Source organism: Constrictibacter sp. MBR-5 (assembly GCF_040549485.1).
Classification (GTDB): Bacteria; Pseudomonadota; Alphaproteobacteria; order JAJUGE01; family JAJUGE01; genus Constrictibacter.
Genome location: NZ_JBEPTK010000005.1, coordinates 339,899 through 357,133, shown reverse-complemented (window position 1 = coordinate 357,133; position 17,235 = coordinate 339,899). Strand labels below are relative to the sequence as shown.

Annotated in this window: 18 protein-coding genes; 6 read left to right on the top strand and 12 right to left on the bottom strand. The window is 67.9% G+C overall.

The window, feature by feature from the left end:
* Nucleotides 1-88: 88 nt before the first annotated feature.
* Entirely contained in the window at nucleotides 89-1,006 is a 918-nt protein-coding gene (locus ABIE65_RS13900; protein ID WP_354078410.1) for a DMT family transporter, read from the top strand.
* Here the strand turns inward: ABIE65_RS13900 and ABIE65_RS13895 are convergent.
* From ABIE65_RS13895 to ABIE65_RS13860, 8 genes are all read right to left on the bottom strand, one after another.
* A complete protein-coding gene (locus tag ABIE65_RS13895) occupies nucleotides 970-2,331 on the bottom strand; it encodes an amino acid deaminase (RefSeq protein ID WP_354078408.1) in 1,362 nt (453 codons plus the stop codon). The genes ABIE65_RS13900 and ABIE65_RS13895 overlap by 37 nt on opposite strands.
* A gap of 35 nt (nucleotides 2,332-2,366) precedes the next feature.
* Nucleotides 2,367-2,543: a hypothetical protein gene (locus ABIE65_RS13890; protein WP_354078406.1), complete on the bottom strand. Its 177-nt coding sequence runs from the start codon at nucleotides 2,541-2,543 to the stop codon at nucleotides 2,367-2,369.
* Between the two features lie 229 nt (nucleotides 2,544-2,772).
* Complete coding sequence (locus tag ABIE65_RS13885) at nucleotides 2,773-3,942, bottom strand: acyl-CoA dehydrogenase family protein (RefSeq protein WP_354078404.1); 1,170 nt, start codon at nucleotides 3,940-3,942, stop codon at nucleotides 2,773-2,775.
* A gap of 175 nt (nucleotides 3,943-4,117) precedes the next feature.
* A complete protein-coding gene (locus ABIE65_RS13880) occupies nucleotides 4,118-5,146 on the bottom strand; it encodes an energy transducer TonB (protein ID WP_354078402.1) in 1,029 nt (342 codons plus the stop codon).
* 35 nt (nucleotides 5,147-5,181) lie between these two features.
* The gene (locus tag ABIE65_RS13875; protein ID WP_354078400.1) at nucleotides 5,182-5,601 is read right to left on the bottom strand and encodes an ExbD/TolR family protein; all 420 of its coding nucleotides are present in this window, start codon (nucleotides 5,599-5,601) and stop codon (nucleotides 5,182-5,184) included.
* Nucleotides 5,602-5,605: 4 nt separating this feature from the next.
* Entirely contained in the window at nucleotides 5,606-5,962 is a 357-nt protein-coding gene (locus tag ABIE65_RS13870; RefSeq protein ID WP_354078398.1) for an ExbD/TolR family protein, read from the bottom strand.
* 19 nt (nucleotides 5,963-5,981) lie between these two features.
* Nucleotides 5,982-6,647 carry a MotA/TolQ/ExbB proton channel family protein gene (locus ABIE65_RS13865; protein ID WP_354078396.1) on the bottom strand — a complete coding sequence of 222 codons (666 nt, stop codon included), beginning with the start codon at nucleotides 6,645-6,647 and terminating at the stop codon, nucleotides 5,982-5,984.
* 252 nt (nucleotides 6,648-6,899) lie between these two features.
* Nucleotides 6,900-7,340, bottom strand: coding sequence for a hypothetical protein (locus ABIE65_RS13860; protein ID WP_354078394.1), 441 nt, complete (start codon nucleotides 7,338-7,340; stop codon nucleotides 6,900-6,902).
* A 277-nt stretch (nucleotides 7,341-7,617) separates the two neighbouring features.
* Here ABIE65_RS13860 and ABIE65_RS13855 point away from each other — a divergent pair, with 277 nt between their 5' ends.
* Nucleotides 7,618-9,345: a uroporphyrinogen decarboxylase family protein gene (locus tag ABIE65_RS13855; protein ID WP_354078392.1), complete on the top strand. Its 1,728-nt coding sequence runs from the start codon at nucleotides 7,618-7,620 to the stop codon at nucleotides 9,343-9,345.
* A 69-nt stretch (nucleotides 9,346-9,414) separates the two neighbouring features.
* Nucleotides 9,415-10,719 (top strand): NAD(P)/FAD-dependent oxidoreductase, encoded by a 1,305-nt coding sequence (locus ABIE65_RS13850; protein ID WP_354078390.1) that lies wholly within the window; start codon nucleotides 9,415-9,417, stop codon nucleotides 10,717-10,719.
* Nucleotides 10,720-10,728: 9 nt separating this feature from the next.
* On the opposite strand, the gene ABIE65_RS13845 is transcribed toward ABIE65_RS13850, so the two are convergent.
* From ABIE65_RS13845 to ABIE65_RS13835, 3 genes are all read right to left on the bottom strand, one after another.
* Nucleotides 10,729-11,073 carry an antibiotic biosynthesis monooxygenase family protein gene (locus ABIE65_RS13845; RefSeq protein ID WP_354078388.1) on the bottom strand — a complete coding sequence of 115 codons (345 nt, stop codon included), beginning with the start codon at nucleotides 11,071-11,073 and terminating at the stop codon, nucleotides 10,729-10,731.
* A 155-nt stretch (nucleotides 11,074-11,228) separates the two neighbouring features.
* Nucleotides 11,229-12,137: a dihydrodipicolinate synthase family protein gene (locus ABIE65_RS13840; RefSeq protein ID WP_354078387.1), complete on the bottom strand. Its 909-nt coding sequence runs from the start codon at nucleotides 12,135-12,137 to the stop codon at nucleotides 11,229-11,231.
* 548 nt (nucleotides 12,138-12,685) lie between these two features.
* A complete protein-coding gene (locus tag ABIE65_RS13835) occupies nucleotides 12,686-13,111 on the bottom strand; it encodes an OsmC family protein (RefSeq protein WP_354078386.1) in 426 nt (141 codons plus the stop codon).
* Between the two features lie 93 nt (nucleotides 13,112-13,204).
* Here ABIE65_RS13835 and ABIE65_RS13830 point away from each other — a divergent pair, with 93 nt between their 5' ends.
* Nucleotides 13,205-13,807 (top strand): PAS domain-containing protein, encoded by a 603-nt coding sequence (locus tag ABIE65_RS13830; protein ID WP_354078385.1) that lies wholly within the window; start codon nucleotides 13,205-13,207, stop codon nucleotides 13,805-13,807.
* Between the two features lie 10 nt (nucleotides 13,808-13,817).
* On the opposite strand, the gene ABIE65_RS13825 is transcribed toward ABIE65_RS13830, so the two are convergent.
* Nucleotides 13,818-15,200, bottom strand: coding sequence for an amidohydrolase family protein (locus ABIE65_RS13825; protein WP_354078383.1), 1,383 nt, complete (start codon nucleotides 15,198-15,200; stop codon nucleotides 13,818-13,820).
* Between the two features lie 303 nt (nucleotides 15,201-15,503).
* Here ABIE65_RS13825 and ABIE65_RS13820 point away from each other — a divergent pair, with 303 nt between their 5' ends.
* Nucleotides 15,504-16,178: a Crp/Fnr family transcriptional regulator gene (locus ABIE65_RS13820; protein ID WP_354078382.1), complete on the top strand. Its 675-nt coding sequence runs from the start codon at nucleotides 15,504-15,506 to the stop codon at nucleotides 16,176-16,178.
* 30 nt (nucleotides 16,179-16,208) lie between these two features.
* Complete coding sequence (locus ABIE65_RS13815) at nucleotides 16,209-17,210, top strand: CapA family protein (protein ID WP_354078381.1); 1,002 nt, start codon at nucleotides 16,209-16,211, stop codon at nucleotides 17,208-17,210.
* Nucleotides 17,211-17,235: the final 25 nt, after the last annotated feature.

The window sequence follows — 17,235 nt, the reverse complement described above, 5'->3', positions numbered from 1 at the left end:
CCCGCGCCGCTGCCTGCTGGATCGTTTCCGCGGCCCGCGGTGTTCAACGGGCCCGCGCAGCCCGCGCACCCTCTCCCGGCGGACACGAATGACGCTGCACACGCCCGTACGCATCGGCCTCTGGATGATCGTGACTGCCGCCGCCTTCGGCGCCATGGTCGGCACGGTGCGCTACCTGTCGCAGGAGATGGACGTGTTCGTCATCTCCTTCTGGCGCAACGTCTTCGCGGCGCTCGCCCTCGTGCCGTGGATCATGGAGGCGGGCGCCGGGGCGTTGCGGACGCGACGGATCGGCCGCTTCACCGTGCGCTCGGCGATCTTCGTCGCCTCGACGATCTCGCTCTACATGGCGGTCGCGATGCTGCCGCTCGCCGAGGCGACCGCGCTGAGCTTCACCTCGCCGCTGTTCGCGACGATGCTCGCGGTCTGGCTGCTGAAGGAGCACGTGACGGCGGCACGCTGGGCGGCCGTGGCGGTCGGCTTCATCGGCGTGCTGGTGATCCTGCGGCCGGGAATCGCGGCCTTCGATCCGGTATCGCTGATCGTGCTCTTCTCCGCCGCCACCTTCGCCGGCGTGATCGTCACCGGCAAGCAGCTGGCCGACACCGAGAGCCCGGAGCTGATCGTCTTCTACCTCTCGGCGCTGGCCGTGCCGCTGTCGCTGCCGCCGGCGCTGTGGGCGTGGCAGTGGCCGACGATGACCCAGTGGGGCTGGCTCGTCCTGCTCGGCATCCTGGCGGCGATCAACATGTACGGCGTGTCCAGGGCGCTGCGGATCGGCGACGCCTCCCAGACGACGCCGTTCGACTTCATCCGCCTGCCCTGCTCCGCCCTGGTCGGCTATCTGGCCTTTTCCGAGAAGCCGGATGTGTGGACCTGGATCGGCGCCGCGGTGATCCTCGGCAGCTCGGTCTTCATCGCCCGCCGGGAGACGGTGGCCGAGGAAGAAGAAGAGGCTGAAGGCGCGCCTCAGAAGAACGTGCGGATGGCCGACACCACGTCGTAGTCGTCGTTCACGACGCACATGACCTGCCACTTGTCGAAGGTCGTGCAGGGATGCGAGATGCCGAGCGCCACCATGTCGCCGACGTGCAGCGGCGAGCTGGCCGGCACCGTCACATGCGCGTGCTGGTCGTTGAGGCCGGTCACGACGTGGCCCGGCGGCAAGGCCTGGGGCGCCTCGTGCAGACCCGGCCGGAACCAGCGTTCGGGTACCGGCATGTCGGCGTCGAAGGACACGTCCCGCTTGCCGGCGGTGAGGATCAGCTTCTCCGTCTCCGGTCGCGACTGGACCAGCGTCCAGACCTCCAGCGCCGGAACGGGCGTGCCGTTCGGCAGGCCGACGAGGCCGCGTTCGCGCAGCCGCTCGAAGGCGCGCACATAGGAGGCGGAATCGTGCGTCAGGTAGCAGCCGCTGCGCGTCAGCGGCATGATCTCCCGCCCGAGGTCGAGCCGACCGAACGTGTCCACCACCATGTCGTAGAAGGCCGAGCCCCCTGCCGACACGATCACCGGGCCGGGAGCGAACAGGCCTTCGGCGGCACAGGCTGCGGCGATGTCGCCGAGGAAGTCGAGGAAAGCCTGGACCTTCGAATTCACCTCCGCCGCGCCCGGTCCGTGCACCGGTCCGTCGACCAAGCCCTCGAAGCCTTCGACACCGCTGAGCGCCAGATGCGGCCCGGCAGCGCCGATGGCGCGCGCCACGGCCAGCGCGCCATCCAGCGTGCGCGCCCCGGTACGCCCGCCGGGCATGCCGCCCTCGAGCAGCAGCTTGATCGGACGACCGACGTTCCGGCTGCATGCCTCGGCCGCCAGCAGTTCGACCGCCTCGACCGAATCGGCCAGCGCCCAGAACTCGAAAGCCGGGTCGCGCTCGAGTTCGTCGAAGACGTAGCGGATCGCCTGACGGTCGATCAGCTGGTTGGCGAAGACGACGCGGCCGACGCCGTAGCGGCGGCAGACCTGAAGCTGCTGCGCCGTCGCGACCGTGATGCCCCAGGCGCCGTCGGCGAGCTGGCGCGCGAACAACTGCGGGCTCATCGTGGTCTTGCCGTGCGGCGCGATCCGCACGCCGCCGGCCCGCCGCAGGAAGTCCATCATCCAGGCGCCGTTGTGCGCCAGCGCGCTCTCCTTCAGCACCGCGACCGGCAGCGCCAGATCGCCGCGCAGCACGTTCCACCCCTTGGCACCGATGTCGCCCAAGCGGAACGGCGGCGCGCCACCGGGAATGCCTTTCAGGCGATCGTCGATCAGAAAGTCGTCGATCTCGTCCAGCCCGTGCATCGCAGCCCGCTCCTCGTCATGGTCCTCCCGGCGCGCGGAGTGTGCCATGGGACGCGCCATGCGTCGCGCGTAGTGCGAAAAGGCTAGTTGATGACCACGGTCGTCTGGGTGCATCGCAGGATGATGCCCTCGAGCGGCATGATCGGCGCCAGGATCGAATCGTAAGCATAGCGGGCGTCGACCGTCACCTGACTGCTGGGCCGGTTGTCGGGCTCCCAGGTGACATCGACCGAGACCCGCTCAGGCGTCGCCGCGCTCAAGCCCTGTTTCAGAAAGGCCGCTACCTGCTCCTCCGTAGCGGGAGGTATTGCCTCGCCCTGGACGCTGATCGCCGTACGCGAACTCGACTTCAGTGGTCGCCCGGACATCGCCGTGACGGTGGACTATGGCAGAAACTCCGTGCCACCGCCCGAGGGCTTGCAGGCGACGTTCACCTTCCTCGAGTAGCGGGTTCGACGACCATGCGCGGTCGGACATCATCATCCGCCGTCAGGCGAGATTCGCCCCATTGCGCAGCATGTCGCGAGCGATCTGCTGCTGCTGGATCTGCGACGCGCCTTCGAAGATGCGGAACAGCCTGACATCGCGATAGAGGCGGGCCACGGCGTTCTCTTCCATGTAGCCGGCGCCGCCGAAGATCTGCACCGCGCGGTCCGCGACGCGGCAGACCATCTCCGAGGCGAAATACTTCGCGCAGGCGATGTCGGCGTACGGGATCGGTGGCCCGCGATCGAAGGCGCGGGCGCAGTCGAGGACGAGCGCCTTCGCCGCCGCAGTCTCCGCCCGGCTGTCGGCCAGCATGTTCTGGATCGACTGGAACCCCGCGATCGGCTGGCCGAACTGCCGCCGTTCCGCAGCATATCCGAGCGCCTCGTCAATCAGGCGGATCGCTTGGCCGACGCAGGTGGCGGCGACGTGGGTGCGAGCGTGATTGATGCCACGCAAGGCCGCCTTCAAGCCGCTCCCTTCCTTACCGCCGAGCAGGGCATCGGCCGGGACCCGGCAGTCTTCGAAGAAGACCTCCGTCGCGTGGCTGCCCGTCTGCCCCATCATGCGGGGTACCGGTCCGACACGGATGCCGGGCGTATCGGCCGGAACGGCGAAAGCGGACACGCCCGCGGCCCCCGCTATCGAGAGGTCAGTACGCGCCATCAGCACGAAGACGTCGGCTTCAGGCGCGTTGGTGATGTAGCGCTTCGATCCGTTGACGACGTAGGTGTCGCCATCGCGTATCGCGGCCGTCTGCAGGTTGCCGGCGTCCGACCCCGCCTCGGGCTCTGTCAGCGCGAAAGCGCCGGTGATCGTTCCGGCCGCCATGCCGGGCAGCCAGCGTCGGCGCTGCTCCTCCGTGCCGAAGTCCAGGATCGCCTGGCTGCACAGGCCGATCGTGGTGGAGAAGCGGGAGCGGTAGACGGCCGACGCCTGAGTAAACGCGATCGTCAGCAGGACCTGCTGCTCCATGCCGAAGCCGAGGCCGCCATAGCTCTCGGGAATGGAGATCCCGAAAAGGCCGATCTCGCGAATCTCCTGCAGCACATCCTCGGGGATGCCGCCGAACTCCTCCAGCAGCGGCTCGTTCGGGATCAGGCGCTCTCGGGTGAAGCGGCCGATCCGCTCCAGGTAAGTCGCGAAGCCGTCACGGGCTACCGATCCATCCATTTTTGTTCCTTTTCCGACGACCGCACCGCCACTCGCACCGCATACGGCAAGCGGCCGACGCAGCGTATCGCCGCCGGAGGCGATGGTGCCACTCGATTCGCGGTCGAAACGTGGCGCGCCGACAGCCCATCCCGCAGAAAGATGGTGGCCCGACCCGCTCCGATGAAGGCGACGATCAGCGCAGAACGAACTGCACCGGCACCGTGATCTCCATCCGGTCGCGCCCGCCGGCCAGTGGCGGCGCCGGCAGCGGCTGGGCGCGGACGATCATCTCCTCGACGGCTTCGTCGAGAAGGTCATAGCCGGAACCCCGGTCGATGCTGTGCGACAGGACGCGCCCCCTGCCATCGACGACGAAGCGAAGGGTGGCGGTGCCCTCCTGCCGGCGAAGCCGTGCCCGCCGCGGATACTCCTTATGGCGTTCCAACCAGGCGCGCAGACGTGACGTGTAGTCGGTTGCGGTGCCGCCGAGGCCTACCGGGGCCGGCGTCCCGGCCTGACCGTGCTGCGAGCCGGCGGCACCGGGCGTCAGCGCCGGTGCAGCCACCGATGGAGCGGCAGCCGAAGCGACATTCTCCGACGGGGGGCCCTCGGCCGCCGCGGGCGGCACGGAGGCCCATGCGGGGGTCTGCGGGACCGGTTCGCGTCGCGGTTCGGGCTTCGGCCGCGGTGGCGGCTCGCGCTTCACCACTTCGCGCGGCGGCGGACGCTTGACCTGCGGCCGGGGCGGCGGCGTTGGCCGCGCCGTCGGGATCGGCGGTGTGGGCGGCGGTTCGGCCACCACGACGTCCGGCTCCACGGTGCTGGCGATTTCGACCGTTTCCGGCTCGGGTGCATCCTGGGGCGCTTCGGGCGGCACGATCTCGGGTGCGGCCTCGACCACGGGCGCGATGTCCGGCGGCGGCGCGTCGTCCGGCGGCGGCACTTCGGCCACCTGGATGTCGGGCGGAGGCTCCGTCGCGTCCGGAGGCGTCACCTCCGCCTGGTCGGGCGGCGGCGGCTCCGCCTGCTCCGGTGCCATCCGCTCGGCCGTCGCCGGCTCGATCTGCTCGGCCGTCTCGGCGGCCACCTGCTCGGCGCCGCCGTCGGGTCCGGAACCGGCCACGAGGCTGACGCCGACCGCCAGCATGCCGCGCGCCTCCTCCGGTGGCTTGGGATCGGGCAGCAAAAGCCACATCGCACCGGCGTGGATGATGCCGGACACCAAGACCGCACCGACCCCGAGACCGCGCGATATTCTCATTGCAGCCGTGCCGCGGTCAGCAGGGTCAGTTTCGCGATTCCGGCCGACCGCAGCGTCTCCATCACCGACACAACCTCGCCCGCGTCGGCACCGCCGTCAGCCTTCAGATGCAGTCGCAGACCGGGCGTCGCTTTCAGTTTCTCGACAATCGCGGCCGACAGGCCCGCCACATCGATCTCCTCGCCGTCGAGCGCCACCCGCCCATTCTCCGACACCAGCACCATCGCCGTCCGGTCGCCGGAATCGCTTTCGGCCGCGCTCTCCGGCGGATCGATGTCGAAGGGCTCCGGGGCAGCCAGATGACCGGTCAGCATGAAGAAGATCAGAAGCAGGAAGACGATGTTGATCAGCGGGACGATGTTCTCCTCGCCCTCCTGACGCTGCCGCTTGACCTTGAGGCCGCTCCGCATCGCCATTCCCTCAGCGCCGCATCAGGCCGAGGCCGGTGACGCCCGCGGCAGCCGCGGTGTCGAGCACCGTCACGACGCGCTGCAACGGCACGCCGGCCATCGGCTGCACCAGCACACGCAGGTCGGGACGCGCGGCGACGCGCTCGCGCAGCAGCGTATCCAATCCCTCGATGTCGATCGGCGCGCCCGCCAGATCGAGCCGGTCCTGACCGACGCGGACGAGGAGCGCCCCTTCCGACGATCCCGACCGCGTCGCCGCCGGCGGCGTATCGAGCGTAATCGCCCGCCAGTCGGTGAAGCTGGACGCCAGCATGAAGAAAACCAGCAGGATGAAGACGACATCGATCAGCGGCGTAAGGCTGATCATCCGCCGGCCTCCGCTCCGCCTACTCCGCAGGCTGGGCCTGGAGGACGCCGTACTGCCGGCCATGCTCCGCTTCTCCTACGACGATCGGGGCGGTGAACACCCGCGTGACGGCGTTCTCCATGTCGCTGCCGAGACGCTCGATCATGCGCTCGAGCCAGTGAAGCGCGACCACGGCCGGGATCGCGACGGCCAGACCGATGGCCGTGGTCAGCAATGCCTCCCAGATACCACCCGACAGGATCGAGGGATCCACCCTGCTGCCGGCGGTTTCCAGCTGCTGGAACGCCGAGATCATGCCGAGCACCGTGCCGAACAGGCCGAGCAGCGGGCTGAGGCTTGCGATCACTTCGAGGCCGCGCAGATGCGACCGCAGCCCCTCGAGATGTTCGTTGCCCACGCGCCACGCCTCCTCGCGCAGGAGTTCCGGATCGGCACGACCGCTGCCGCCGATCGCGACCTCCAGCACCCGCGCGATGGGGTTGCGCGACTTCGCCAACTCGGCGAGCGCCGCGTCGCGCCGGCCCATGCGGAAATGCCGCAGTGCCGGGTCGACGAAGCTGCGCTGACCGATGCGCACCGAGGCGAACTGCCAGAGCTTCAGGAGGACGATTGCGAGCCCCGCGACCGAGAACAGCCCCAGGACCATGCCGGCAGGGCCGCTGACCTGGGCCATGTCGAGAAGCATGGCCCAGGCGCTCTCCGGCGCCGGCGGCGCGCTTGCCAGAGCCGCAGCGGCATCCGTGAGCGGGGGCGACTGAGCGGCTCCGAGCGGAGCGTCCACGGGTGGGACTCCGGCTGCAAGGGGCGCCTGCCCGCCTTGCGCCCCAAGGGTCTGTGCCTGCTGGTCCATGAAAAGCCGATCTCTAGATGTGCCGGTGCACCGCAGCGTCGCGGCGCACCATATTGCGAGCGCGAACGAATCTCAACTCCCACGCCATCAGCGGACGAATTCCGCCTGTGCGCGGGACGAAATGGCCATGTCGGCGAGACATCCGTCACGATCGCCCGCCTCGTCGCGACAGGAGAGAACGTCGTTGAGGAGGATCCGTGCGATTCCGTCGCACGCCGTACCCTCGACATCGAAGAGCCGCACCGCCGTCTTTCCTGCCGCCAATGGCGCCGTTTCGACGGCCAGCCGACGTGCGATCACACCGTCCGCACCGAACATCACCAGATCGAGCCGAAGAGACGCGAGCGCAGCCTTCGTTTGATTGCGGACGACCAGCCACGCCCTGCACGCGTTCTTCACCGGCTCCAGCTTGTTCAGTTCGACGGAAAGCCCCGGCTCCCCGTTCTGCGCCGGTGCCTGAGCCTGCCCGGTCATCGGCATCGATACGAGCGTGACGGCCATCGCGGTCACCAATGCTGCCCAACGCATCGCCCAAACCCCCTGGCTCGTGCGCGGCCCCCGAGGGGCGCGCTTCAAGAATGACAATCGCTCTCAATTGCGAACAGCCTTAGTCGACGATGGCTGCCGCTCATGTCAATACAGCGTCTCATCGTGCGGCCGGAAGAGGGGACCGGAATTGATAACGTTACGGCGATCTCGCCATACCGGAACCGCGCCGGCGCCAGATCCGCCCAGGCCGGGCCGGCTATGCCCGGCCCGCGGCAGTCCACTCCGGTCGGACGCGATCTCCTAGACAGACAGCCCAGTGACTCACAGCCAGCCTTCACCCCCATTCGCGCTCTGGTGGCACCATCCGACGGCGGACAGGTCAGCTGCCGATCTCGCCGGTGCGGCGCTGAGCGTTCAACGACGCTACGCGTTCGACCTGGTGAAGCTGTCACCGGCCGGAACCTGGCAGACGATGGATCTCGGTGTCGTCGAGGCGTGGGCGGGTGCAGCGCGCGGCTACGGCCAGATCATCCATCATCCCCTGCAGACGACGGCCGATTGGGAAAGGCTGGCGGCGACCGCCGCTTCCGGCCCGCTGGTCGACGAGGGCCTTGCGGCAATCCCGCGGGTGCTCGCTGCCCTGGAGCCCCCGCGACCGGTACTGCAGACGATCATCTCGCCGGTTTCGATGGCGGCGCAGCTCGCCGGATGGCCGGAGCTGCGCAGACGGCTGACCGATGATCCAGATGTCGCGCACGCGCTCCTTCGGCGACTGACGGACCTCGTCAGGCAAACCATCTCCGCCGCAGAGGCCGCCGGTGCATCGGGCGTGTTCTACGCGATCCAGCAGATGCGCTGGGGCGCATTCACGGCAGCCGAGTATCGCGACCTGTATGCCGTCTATGACGGCCCCTGCATCGAGGCAGCGGCCCGAATGCCGCTCAATCTGGTGCATCTCCACGGGACCGGCATTCACCTGCCGCCCCATCCACTGCCGCAGAACTGCTGGCTGCATTGGGAGCTCGCGGCACACAATCCAGATCTGGAAGACGTATGCGCCGCTCTCGCGGCGCCGCTGGCCGTGGGCCTGTCCGGCGGCGCACTGGTGCGGCTGGCCGACACCAACCGCATCCGGGAATTCGTCGACGGTCTGCTCGCCCGGTCGAATGGCCGCCCCCTCATGCTGACGCCGGGCTGCACGCTGCCCCTCGGCCTGCCGCAGACGATCGTCGACAAGTGGCTGGCCGTCCTGGGCGACCGGATCGAACTCACCGCCGCAGCCTGCCCACGCACCTACGCGCCGGCCGGGCCACCGTGCCGCAGGACGCTCGACGGGATCATCACCGGGGCCTGGTCGGACATCGTCCGACCTCGGCCCGAGCAAGTATCACGGCAGAGGCTCACGCTGCAGCTGCGCCTGGAGCAGGATCTCCAACGTCGGCTGCCACTCGGCGTGGTCGAGCTGGCGAAGGGCCCGGCCGCCCTCGCCGCCCGTGTGGCCGCATTGCCGCGATCACCGCCCGGCGCAACCGCGTCGCGTCGATGGAAGCTGTTCATGCTGATCGAGCCGGAACGTCCGCTCTCCGATGCGGCAGGCATCGTGCGCGCGCTCCGCGACATCGCGGATGTCCGGGCACTGGTTCTCGAGCCCGGCGTGTGGTGCGCGCCGCCTACCGCGGCTCGAAGGGGCTTTGCGGCGCACATCCTGCGGCAGCTGCCGCGTGGCGAGCCCGATCTCGCGCTGCTGGGATGGGGCAGATACGGGAATGTCCCGACGTGGTTGGCGGACGCCGTTCCGGGAAGCATCGCCGTCGCCGCCGAACTGCGGGTGGAGCCGCCGGTGGCGTCATCGCCCGAATCGTCGCCGATTGACGAGGCCCAGGACGCCGGACTGGCAGAACTCCGAGCCCCGCGTCCGCCATGGACCTTCCCCGGATACCACCGGCAAATGGCCACCCGCGCGGATTTGTGGGACCCGAACTGGCTCGCAGGATTTGCGGCGGCGCTGCGCAAGGCATTAGAGGCTGGCTGCCAGAACCCGTAGCACGGGACTGCATTGCGACGCGGCGGTCGGCCGCTACTATCGGACCCTGTCAGGCCACGGGAGGGGACTATGGCGAGCGGCGAGCGGATCTTCGCGACGGAGTTCAAGGCCGCCCCCTACTGGTGGGAGGCCGCCGCGCCGACCGACGAGGGATCGGCCCCCCTGCCCGCCGAGACCGAGGTGGCCGTCATCGGCAGCGGCTATGGCGGCCTGTCGTCGGCGCTCGAACTGGCACGGCACGGTGTCGACGTCACGGTGCTGGAAGCCGGACTCTTCGGTCAGGGTGCCAGCACCCGCAACGGCGGCCATGTCAGCGGCGGCGTCAATCTCGGGAAAGGTGCTGGCAACACACAGGGCGGCGTGACAGCGGACGACATCTTCGCCGAGTCGGTCGATTCCCTGGCGCATATCGCCGGGATCATCGAGCGCGAGAACATCGACTGCCATTGGCGCGAGACGGGGCGCTTCGTCGGCGCGGCCACGCGGCGGCACTACGACACGTTCCGCGCCAAGGCGGACCTGTACAACCGGCACGGCCTGCAGGCGGCGCTGATCCCCCGCGAGCGACAGCGCGAGGTGATCGGCTCGGACCGCTTCTTCGGCGGAATCGCGATCGACCGGGCGGCACAACTGCATCCGGCACTCTACCATCGCGGCCTGCTCGACACGGCGCGACGCCACGGGGCGCGTCTGTGCGCCAACACCAATGTCGAGGCGATCGAGCGCCGGGGCGACTCCTTCCTCGTGAACACCTCGGCCGGCCCGCTCCGGGCGCGGCACGTGGTGGCGACGACGAACGGCTACACCGGCAAGGCGACGCCGTGGCTGCAGCGTCGGGTGGTACCGATCAACAGCTACATCATCGTCACGGAGGAACTGCCGGAAGACGTGGCGCACGCACTGAGCCCGCAGGGCCGTACGCTGTCCGACAGCAAGCGTCTGCTCAACTATTTCCGCCTCACGCCCGACCGGCGACGATTGCTGTTCGGCGGCCGCGGAAGCTTCTCGGGCGCCCCCGCGGAAGAGGTGGCGCAGATGCTCTACGGCATGATGCTGGACGTCTTTCCGCACCTGGACGGGGTCAGGATCACCCACGGCTGGACTGGGAACATCGCCTTCACTTTCGACGGCATGCCGCACTTCGGCACGCACGAGGGCGTGCATTACGCGATGGGCTGCAACGGCAGCGGCGTCGCCACCATGACATGGCTCGGCCACCAGACCGCGCTGAAAATCGTCGGTGGCAACCGGCCGAGCGCATTCGACGGACAACCCTTCCCTACCCGTCCGCTCTACACTGGCCGGCCCTGGTTCCTGCCCTATGTCGGGCGCTGGTACCAATTGCTCGACAAGATCGACCGCATGCGGACGTGACGCACGCGCCTAGGAATGGAACGCTGCGCTATCGTCCGGTGCCTGCTCCCGCTCGCTCATGCCGTAGTCTCGGATGACGGCGGCGACACGCAGCCGGTAGTCGCGGAAGACGCCTGCGCGCCCCTTCGCCTGCGTCGCTCGGTGGTCGGACCGATTGCGCCAGGCTCGCACCGCTTCCTCGTCGCGCCAGAACGATAGCGAGAGCAGTTTTCCGGGCTCGGTCAGGCTTTCGAATCGCTCCACCGAAATGAAGCCGTCCATCCGCTCCAGATCGGCCCGCAACGCTGCCGCGAGAGAGAGATAGGCTTCCCTCCGCCCCTCTGCCGGCCAGACTTCGAAGATGACTGCGATCATCGTCCGGCAGCCTCCGAAGGCAGCCTGCGGGCGGAATACGACAGGCGCGTGTTCATGGCTGCAACTCCATCATGGGGCGCCGCCAGACATACCGCGAGGCTTCGCCGCAATGCTTCGACCGACGTCGAAACATCGCGGCGAATTCGCTCACCGCGTTATGCCGCCATCTTGAAGCCGGTACCGTCCAGTGCGGCGAACAGGGCGGCTGTGTCGGCTTCCGACAAGGGCACGTTCGGCGGCCGCACGCCATTCCAGGCGGCATCGCCCGTGGCACGCGCCATGATGCGCTTGAGCGCCGGGATGAGCGTCTTGGACTGGATCGCCAGCCGCTGGCCCGTCAGCGCCTCCTGCCGTGCATCGACGTCCGCGGCCTGCGCGTTGCGATAGACGTCGACACAACCCGCGATCGTCACGTTTGCCGTCGCGGAGATGCATCCGGCACCGCCTGCTCGCAGCACCGGAAGCAGGAACTGCTCCGAGCCGGCGAAGACGCCGAAGCCAGGGAAGCGGCGGCACATCTCCAGCATGTTGTCGAGATTGCCGGAACTGTCCTTGATGCCGGCGATGGTGTCCGGATAGGCCTTCAGCAGGCGCTCGATCAGGTCGTGGCTGATCGGCACGTTCGACATCTGGGGAAAGTGATAGAAATAGACCTTCAGGCGGCTGTCGCCGACGCGCTGGATGACCTGGTCGTAGGCCGCGTAGAGGCCGTCGTCGCTGACGTTCTTGTAATAGAAGGGCGGCAGCATCACCACGCCGGCGGAACCGACCTCCAGCGCCTTGCGCGTGAGGGCGACGGTGTCGGGGATGGCGCAGTTGCCGGTGCCCGGCAACAGCGTGTTGCCCGGAATCCCACCATCAGCCAGCGCATCCAGCAGCGCCAGACGTTCGGAGACGCTGAACGAGTTCGCCTCACCGGTCGTGCCGAGGACCGCGAGCCCGTCGGCGCCCTGGTCGAGCAGCCAGCGGCAGTGGGCGACGAAGGCGGCTGTATCGGGTGCGAGGTCCGGCTTGACCGGCGTCAGCGCGGCGACATAGACGCCACGCGGCTTGCTGTCGGACATGAGGTCGTCTCCTTGGATGGGCCGGCGGGCAATCAAACGCTTCTTATGGCCGAAAATCGTGCTTAGCAACCGGTTCGCCGGCCTACCGGATGCTGGCGACGGGGCCGCGCCTCGCCGACCCGGTGGGTAGCGGCCGGGGAACGGATCCGTTGCGGCCGCGTACACTTGAACGATCCCACTCACGACCCGCGAGGGAATCGACATGACGCGAGCAGGACTTGCGCTGATCTGCCTGCTTACCCTCTGCGCCTGCCAGGGTTCCGGCGATGGCTTCTACGTCGGCGGCGCGGCAGGTGTCGACAAGGCGGAACGCGCTCGGTGAGGGTTGGGCGCGTGCCCGCCGCCTGCACGAGGCAGGCGGCGGAGCACTCGCGCTACCGGTGATGGTTGCGGCAACCCGGTCGCGCGCGCAGCCAGTCTTGCAGGTCACCCCGACAAGGGAAAGCGCCTGTGCACCCTTAAGCCGAAAGAACCGGGACTGGTCTCGTTGGACTGGTTACCTGCCGTCGACACGCAGCCGGTCCTGAAGGGACGGCTTCAGCGGTTGGTCAGTCGATGAGCGTCGCGTTCATCGTGATCTCGGCGTTCAGGACTTTGGAGACGGGGCACCCTGCCTTGGCTTTGCCTGCCGCATCCTGGAAGGCCGCATCCGTCGCGCCGGGAGACCTGACGCGCACGTCGAGGTGCGAGCGCGTGATGGCGAAGCCGCCGTCCTTCTGCTCCAGCGTAACCGTCGCCTGGGTTTCGATCTGCTCGGGAACCATCCCGGAATCCGCCAGGATCTTGGACAGCGCCATCGAAAAGCAGCCGGCATGCGCCGCGGCGATGAGTTCCTCGGGATTCGTGCCGGCTTCGCCTTCGAACCGCGTCTTGAACGAGTAGGCGAGATCCGCCAGCGCACCGCTGCCACTGGAAAACCGCCCGCCCCCGTCTTTCAGGCCGCCGCGCCAGACAGCCGATGCCTTGCTCTTCATGCCGGTTCCTCCACGCAGAGAGGTACCGCGACGCGCGGCACCTTTGCGGCAGAACGTCGCGCTTGTCATTGCGTTCCGTTAAGCAACCATTCAATGGTCCGCACCCATGGTCGACACTCCGTTCATCAGTGGCCACAGCGCCCTATGCTCTGCCTGAACGAGCCGCTCCTAGCCGCACAGATCACCGATCCACGGCTCCGTTCCCTCTATCTTCATTGGAACGACATACGCGGTGCGCGCGACATGCCGGCGCGGCAAGCGATCGATCCCGTGCGGATACCGACAGTCCTGTCGATCATCTTCCTCTGCGACTACGACGCGGACACCGAGAGACTCCGCTATCGTCTCGCCGGCGAAGAAATTCGCGGCGCCTACGCCCGCGAGATTACGGGCCGGTATCAAGACGAACTCTTCGAAGGTGCCGAACGCGAACGGCACATCCTCCGCACGCGTCGCGTCATGAGGGGGCCCGCCATCCTCCACGCGAGCGGCGAGGTCTACGGCTTCGCGGGGCGACGGGGCATGGGGGAGCGGATCGGCCTGCCGTTGTCGACGGACGGAAAGACTGCCGACGCCGTGATCGGAGCGACCGCATACCGTTGGACCGACGTCGCTCCGCCCGCGGTCATGCCGGAGCAGCGCATGTGCTTCTCGTACTGGAGGCTCGACGGAACCGCGCTACTGGACCCGTCGTGATCTTCTACGATCACCGAGGCGGTCTCAGCGTGGATGATGTCGCGTGCGCCCGGGTCGGATCCGCTTCGCGCATCATGTCACGGGCGAGCTCTTCGTACGTACCTACGAATGCGCTTGAATCGAAGAGCGACGAACGCCCCCGCTCCATGACCAATCGGCCTTCGACGATGACGGCTTCGATCTGATCGCGGTTGTAGAAACGCACGAGCTCCCACTCGAAATCCCAGGACGGCACCACTTCCGGAACGTTCATGCGCAGCACGAGCAGGTCCGCGGCGAGGCCGGGCCGGATTTCGCCGGTCACCTTGCCCAGGCCGGCAGCATCCGCGCTGCCACGGGTGCCGGCATCGACCCAGGACCAGCCCTCGCCGCACGAGAAATCGAGCACCGGCAGGCCGAAGGCAAGACGCTGGCAGTTCTCGGCGGCGTCAAGATTGCGGAAGGCGTCCATGCGGGTGTTGTCGGTGCCGAGGCCGACACGGGCGCCCTGCTGCAGATACTGCAATGCGGGCGCCACTGCGTTCCCTTTCCACTGACTGGCCACCGGATTGTAGCTGATGGCGGCTCCATTTTCGGCGACGAGCGCCACCTCGCGGGCGGAGACCAGCGCCGCATGATGAAGCAATGTACATTCGTTGAGGATGCCGAGTTCGCTCCACAGTTCGATCGGTCTCTTCCCGAATCGGGTAATGCAGTCGTGCACATCCGGGAAGTGCTCGTTCGAATGCATCTGCAACAGAATGCCCTCGTCACGGCAGTATCGACCGACCCGGCTAAGGTCCTCCAGCGACAGCCCTGAAAGATCGTCACCGTAGAAGCCGAAGCACAGTGAGGGGTAGATCATTGCCACCGCCTCGCACTGGCGCCGGTGTTCTTCGATCCAGCCGATCACGGCATCGGCACCGGGCGAGGTCGTGGATGCGGCGACACCGGATACGAGGCGTATGCCGGTGTCACGCGCCGCGTGATGCACCGCCTCGTTGCAGGCCGGATCGTTGCGATTGAAGTTCACCAGCGTGGTGAAGCCGCCGCGCAGCGCCTCCAGGAATATCCATTTGGCGGAGACATAGCTGCGCTCGGGCGTAAGGGCGTTCTCCAGCGGGATCCACAGTCGCCGCCAGATCTGCATCGGCTCGCCGCAGATCAGGGCCTTTCCGAAGGTCTGCCCCGCATGGGCATGCGCGTCGACGAAACCGGGGATGACGGCCATGTCGGGCAGGTCGATCACCGGCATGGCCCGAACCGACGGTTCCGCCCCGTCCAGTTCCGCGCGCGGCACTACCGCGGACACCTTCCCCTCGCGTACGACGATCACCGCGTCGTTCTGCGGCCCCTCCGGCGTGAGCACGAGCCGGGGCGCGAGGACATACTCGCGGGCGGAGATGTCGATCATCTTTTTCCCTTTAGGGCTTGCCGCTTCACGGGCCGCTGCACCAGCCATGACAGTGCGGAGTAGACGCCGGTCTGCGAACGGGGGCTGCGCGCATTTTCGCGGTTTCCCGAAGACCCCGGATGTCAATTAATTGCCGCGTCCAGGCGCAACCTGGGCCTCGCGCGGACGGCATGCTTCTTGCTGATCTGATGTCGAGTTCATCGAGGGCGGACGGAACCGTTGGACAGCGCGATCGCCTTCACGCCGGAGCCGGATGTTCGCGCCGAGCGGGCCTCGGGGCTGCTTCTGACGGAGAGCCGGAGCTTGGCCCTGCGCCAGCCTGACCTGCTGTCGGTGCTCTCCCCGTCGCAGCGCGAGGCGATCATCAGCCGTTCGCGCCGCCGCCACTATCCTGTCGGCACCCCGATCTTCGCCCAGGGCGAAAATCACGATGGCATATTCCTCATCGAGAGCGGCCGCGTCCAAGTCTATTACACCTCGCCGTCAGGCCGGGAGATCACCCTTGCCTATTGGAACGCGGGCAATTTCGTCGGTGGACCCGACATTTTCGGCGGTGGCGCGCATATGTGGTCGGGAACGGCGGTGATGCCGACCGGCGTCCTCGTGCTGCACGGCCCGACGCTGAAGCAGTTCGCCGTCGACATACCCGCCCTCGCGCTGAGCATCATCGAGGCGCTGTCCTTCAAGGGACGTTGCTATTCGACCCTTGCCCAGATTCTCGGCACCCGGTCCATCAGCGAGCGCATGCTGCAACTCGTGTTGCAGCTCACGGAGCTCTACGGCGTCGGAACCGCGGAGGGCACCCGCATCGACTATCCGCTATCGCACTCGGAGCTGGCGCAGATGGTAGGGGCGACCCGCCAATGGGTGACGACGACGCTCAACCGGCTCAAGGCGGCCGGCGTGCTCGTCCATGCCGCCGGCATCATCACCGTGCTCGATGCCGCGAAATTGAGGCGTGCGGTCTTCCGTGAATGACAAGACGGCGTACCCAGCCGGAGCCAAGCCATGATTCGGATCGCCCTCGCAGGTGACGTCGTTCCGATGCGCACGGGCGCTGCGACCGACCCCGACGCAACCGCCGCCATCGGCATCCTGAAATCCGCCGATCTGGCGATCGGCAATCTCGACATGGCCCTGACCAAGCATACCGCTCCGCTCGACAAGCATGTCGTGCGGCGCGCCGATCCCGCGGTCGCGGCGGACGTCGCGCAGATGGGTTTTCACGTTCTGTCGGTCGCCAACAACCACGCGGTCGATTTCGGTTGGCCGGGCCTCGACGAGACGATGCACGCGGTGTGCGCCGCCGGCATGGAGCCGGTGGGAGCCGGTGACGATGAGGAAACGGCTTGGCGCGGGTCGGTGCGAGACGTGGGAGGGCAGCGGATCGGCCTCCTCGCCTTCTCATGCCTGAACCCGCCGGGCGGCGCGGCGCGGGCATTCCGGCCGGGCATCGCACATCTGCCTGTCGCCGTGCATTACGCGATCGACCAGCTACACGCCATGGAGGAGCCTGGTGATCCGGCAGCCCTGCACATCGCGACGACGATCGGCCAGGCCGAAATGGCCGCACTGTGCGCCCGCGTGCGTCGGATCGCGAGCGCGTGCGACTTTCTCATCGCCAGCGTGCATTGGGGCTACGGCTCGGGCGGCGTGCTGGCCGATTACCAGCGTCCATTGGCCCACGCCTTGATCGAGAGCGGCGCCGGTATGATCCACGGCCATCACCCGCATGGCGTACACGGTTTTGAGATCCACCGTGGCGCGCCGATCTTCTACAGCATGGGGACCTTCCTGGCCCAGCAACTGCTCGAAGACGCCGGACCGCGGGCGCGCGCGATCCGTGCGGGGATGTCGCGGGCCGGTCTTCTTGCGGTGGTCGATATCGCTGACCGGCGCGTCCGCGCGGGCACGATCCACCACACCACGCTCGGCGCAAGCCATACGCCGCTGCTGACCGGGCAGGAACCGCTCATCCTGGATGCCCCCGGGGAACCGACCGAGGACTGACCGTGCCCGTCGCGTGCATGCGGGG

Excerpts from the sequence above, each read along its gene's own strand:
- ABIE65_RS13900 (WP_354078410.1), top strand. The coding sequence starts at position 89 with ATGACGCTGCACACGCCCGTACGCATCGGCCTCTGGATGATCGTGACT.
- ABIE65_RS13895 (WP_354078408.1), bottom strand. The coding sequence starts at position 2,331 with ATGGCACACTCCGCGCGCCGGGAGGACCATGACGAGGAGCGGGCTGCG.
- ABIE65_RS13885 (WP_354078404.1), bottom strand. The coding sequence starts at position 3,942 with ATGGATGGATCGGTAGCCCGTGACGGCTTCGCGACTTACCTGGAGCGG.
- ABIE65_RS13875 (WP_354078400.1), bottom strand. The coding sequence starts at position 5,601 with ATGGCGATGCGGAGCGGCCTCAAGGTCAAGCGGCAGCGTCAGGAGGGC.
- ABIE65_RS13870 (WP_354078398.1), bottom strand. The coding sequence starts at position 5,962 with ATGATCAGCCTTACGCCGCTGATCGATGTCGTCTTCATCCTGCTGGTT.
- ABIE65_RS13865 (WP_354078396.1), bottom strand. The coding sequence starts at position 6,647 with ATGCTTCTCGACATGGCCCAGGTCAGCGGCCCTGCCGGCATGGTCCTG.
- ABIE65_RS13860 (WP_354078394.1), bottom strand. The coding sequence starts at position 7,340 with ATGCGTTGGGCAGCATTGGTGACCGCGATGGCCGTCACGCTCGTATCG.
- ABIE65_RS13850 (WP_354078390.1), top strand. The coding sequence starts at position 9,415 with ATGGCGAGCGGCGAGCGGATCTTCGCGACGGAGTTCAAGGCCGCCCCC.
- ABIE65_RS13845 (WP_354078388.1), bottom strand. The coding sequence starts at position 11,073 with ATGATCGCAGTCATCTTCGAAGTCTGGCCGGCAGAGGGGCGGAGGGAA.
- ABIE65_RS13840 (WP_354078387.1), bottom strand. The coding sequence starts at position 12,137 with ATGTCCGACAGCAAGCCGCGTGGCGTCTATGTCGCCGCGCTGACGCCG.
- ABIE65_RS13835 (WP_354078386.1), bottom strand. The coding sequence starts at position 13,111 with ATGAAGAGCAAGGCATCGGCTGTCTGGCGCGGCGGCCTGAAAGACGGG.
- ABIE65_RS13830 (WP_354078385.1), top strand. The coding sequence starts at position 13,205 with ATGGTCCGCACCCATGGTCGACACTCCGTTCATCAGTGGCCACAGCGC.
- ABIE65_RS13825 (WP_354078383.1), bottom strand. The coding sequence starts at position 15,200 with ATGATCGACATCTCCGCCCGCGAGTATGTCCTCGCGCCCCGGCTCGTG.
- ABIE65_RS13815 (WP_354078381.1), top strand. The coding sequence starts at position 16,209 with ATGATTCGGATCGCCCTCGCAGGTGACGTCGTTCCGATGCGCACGGGC.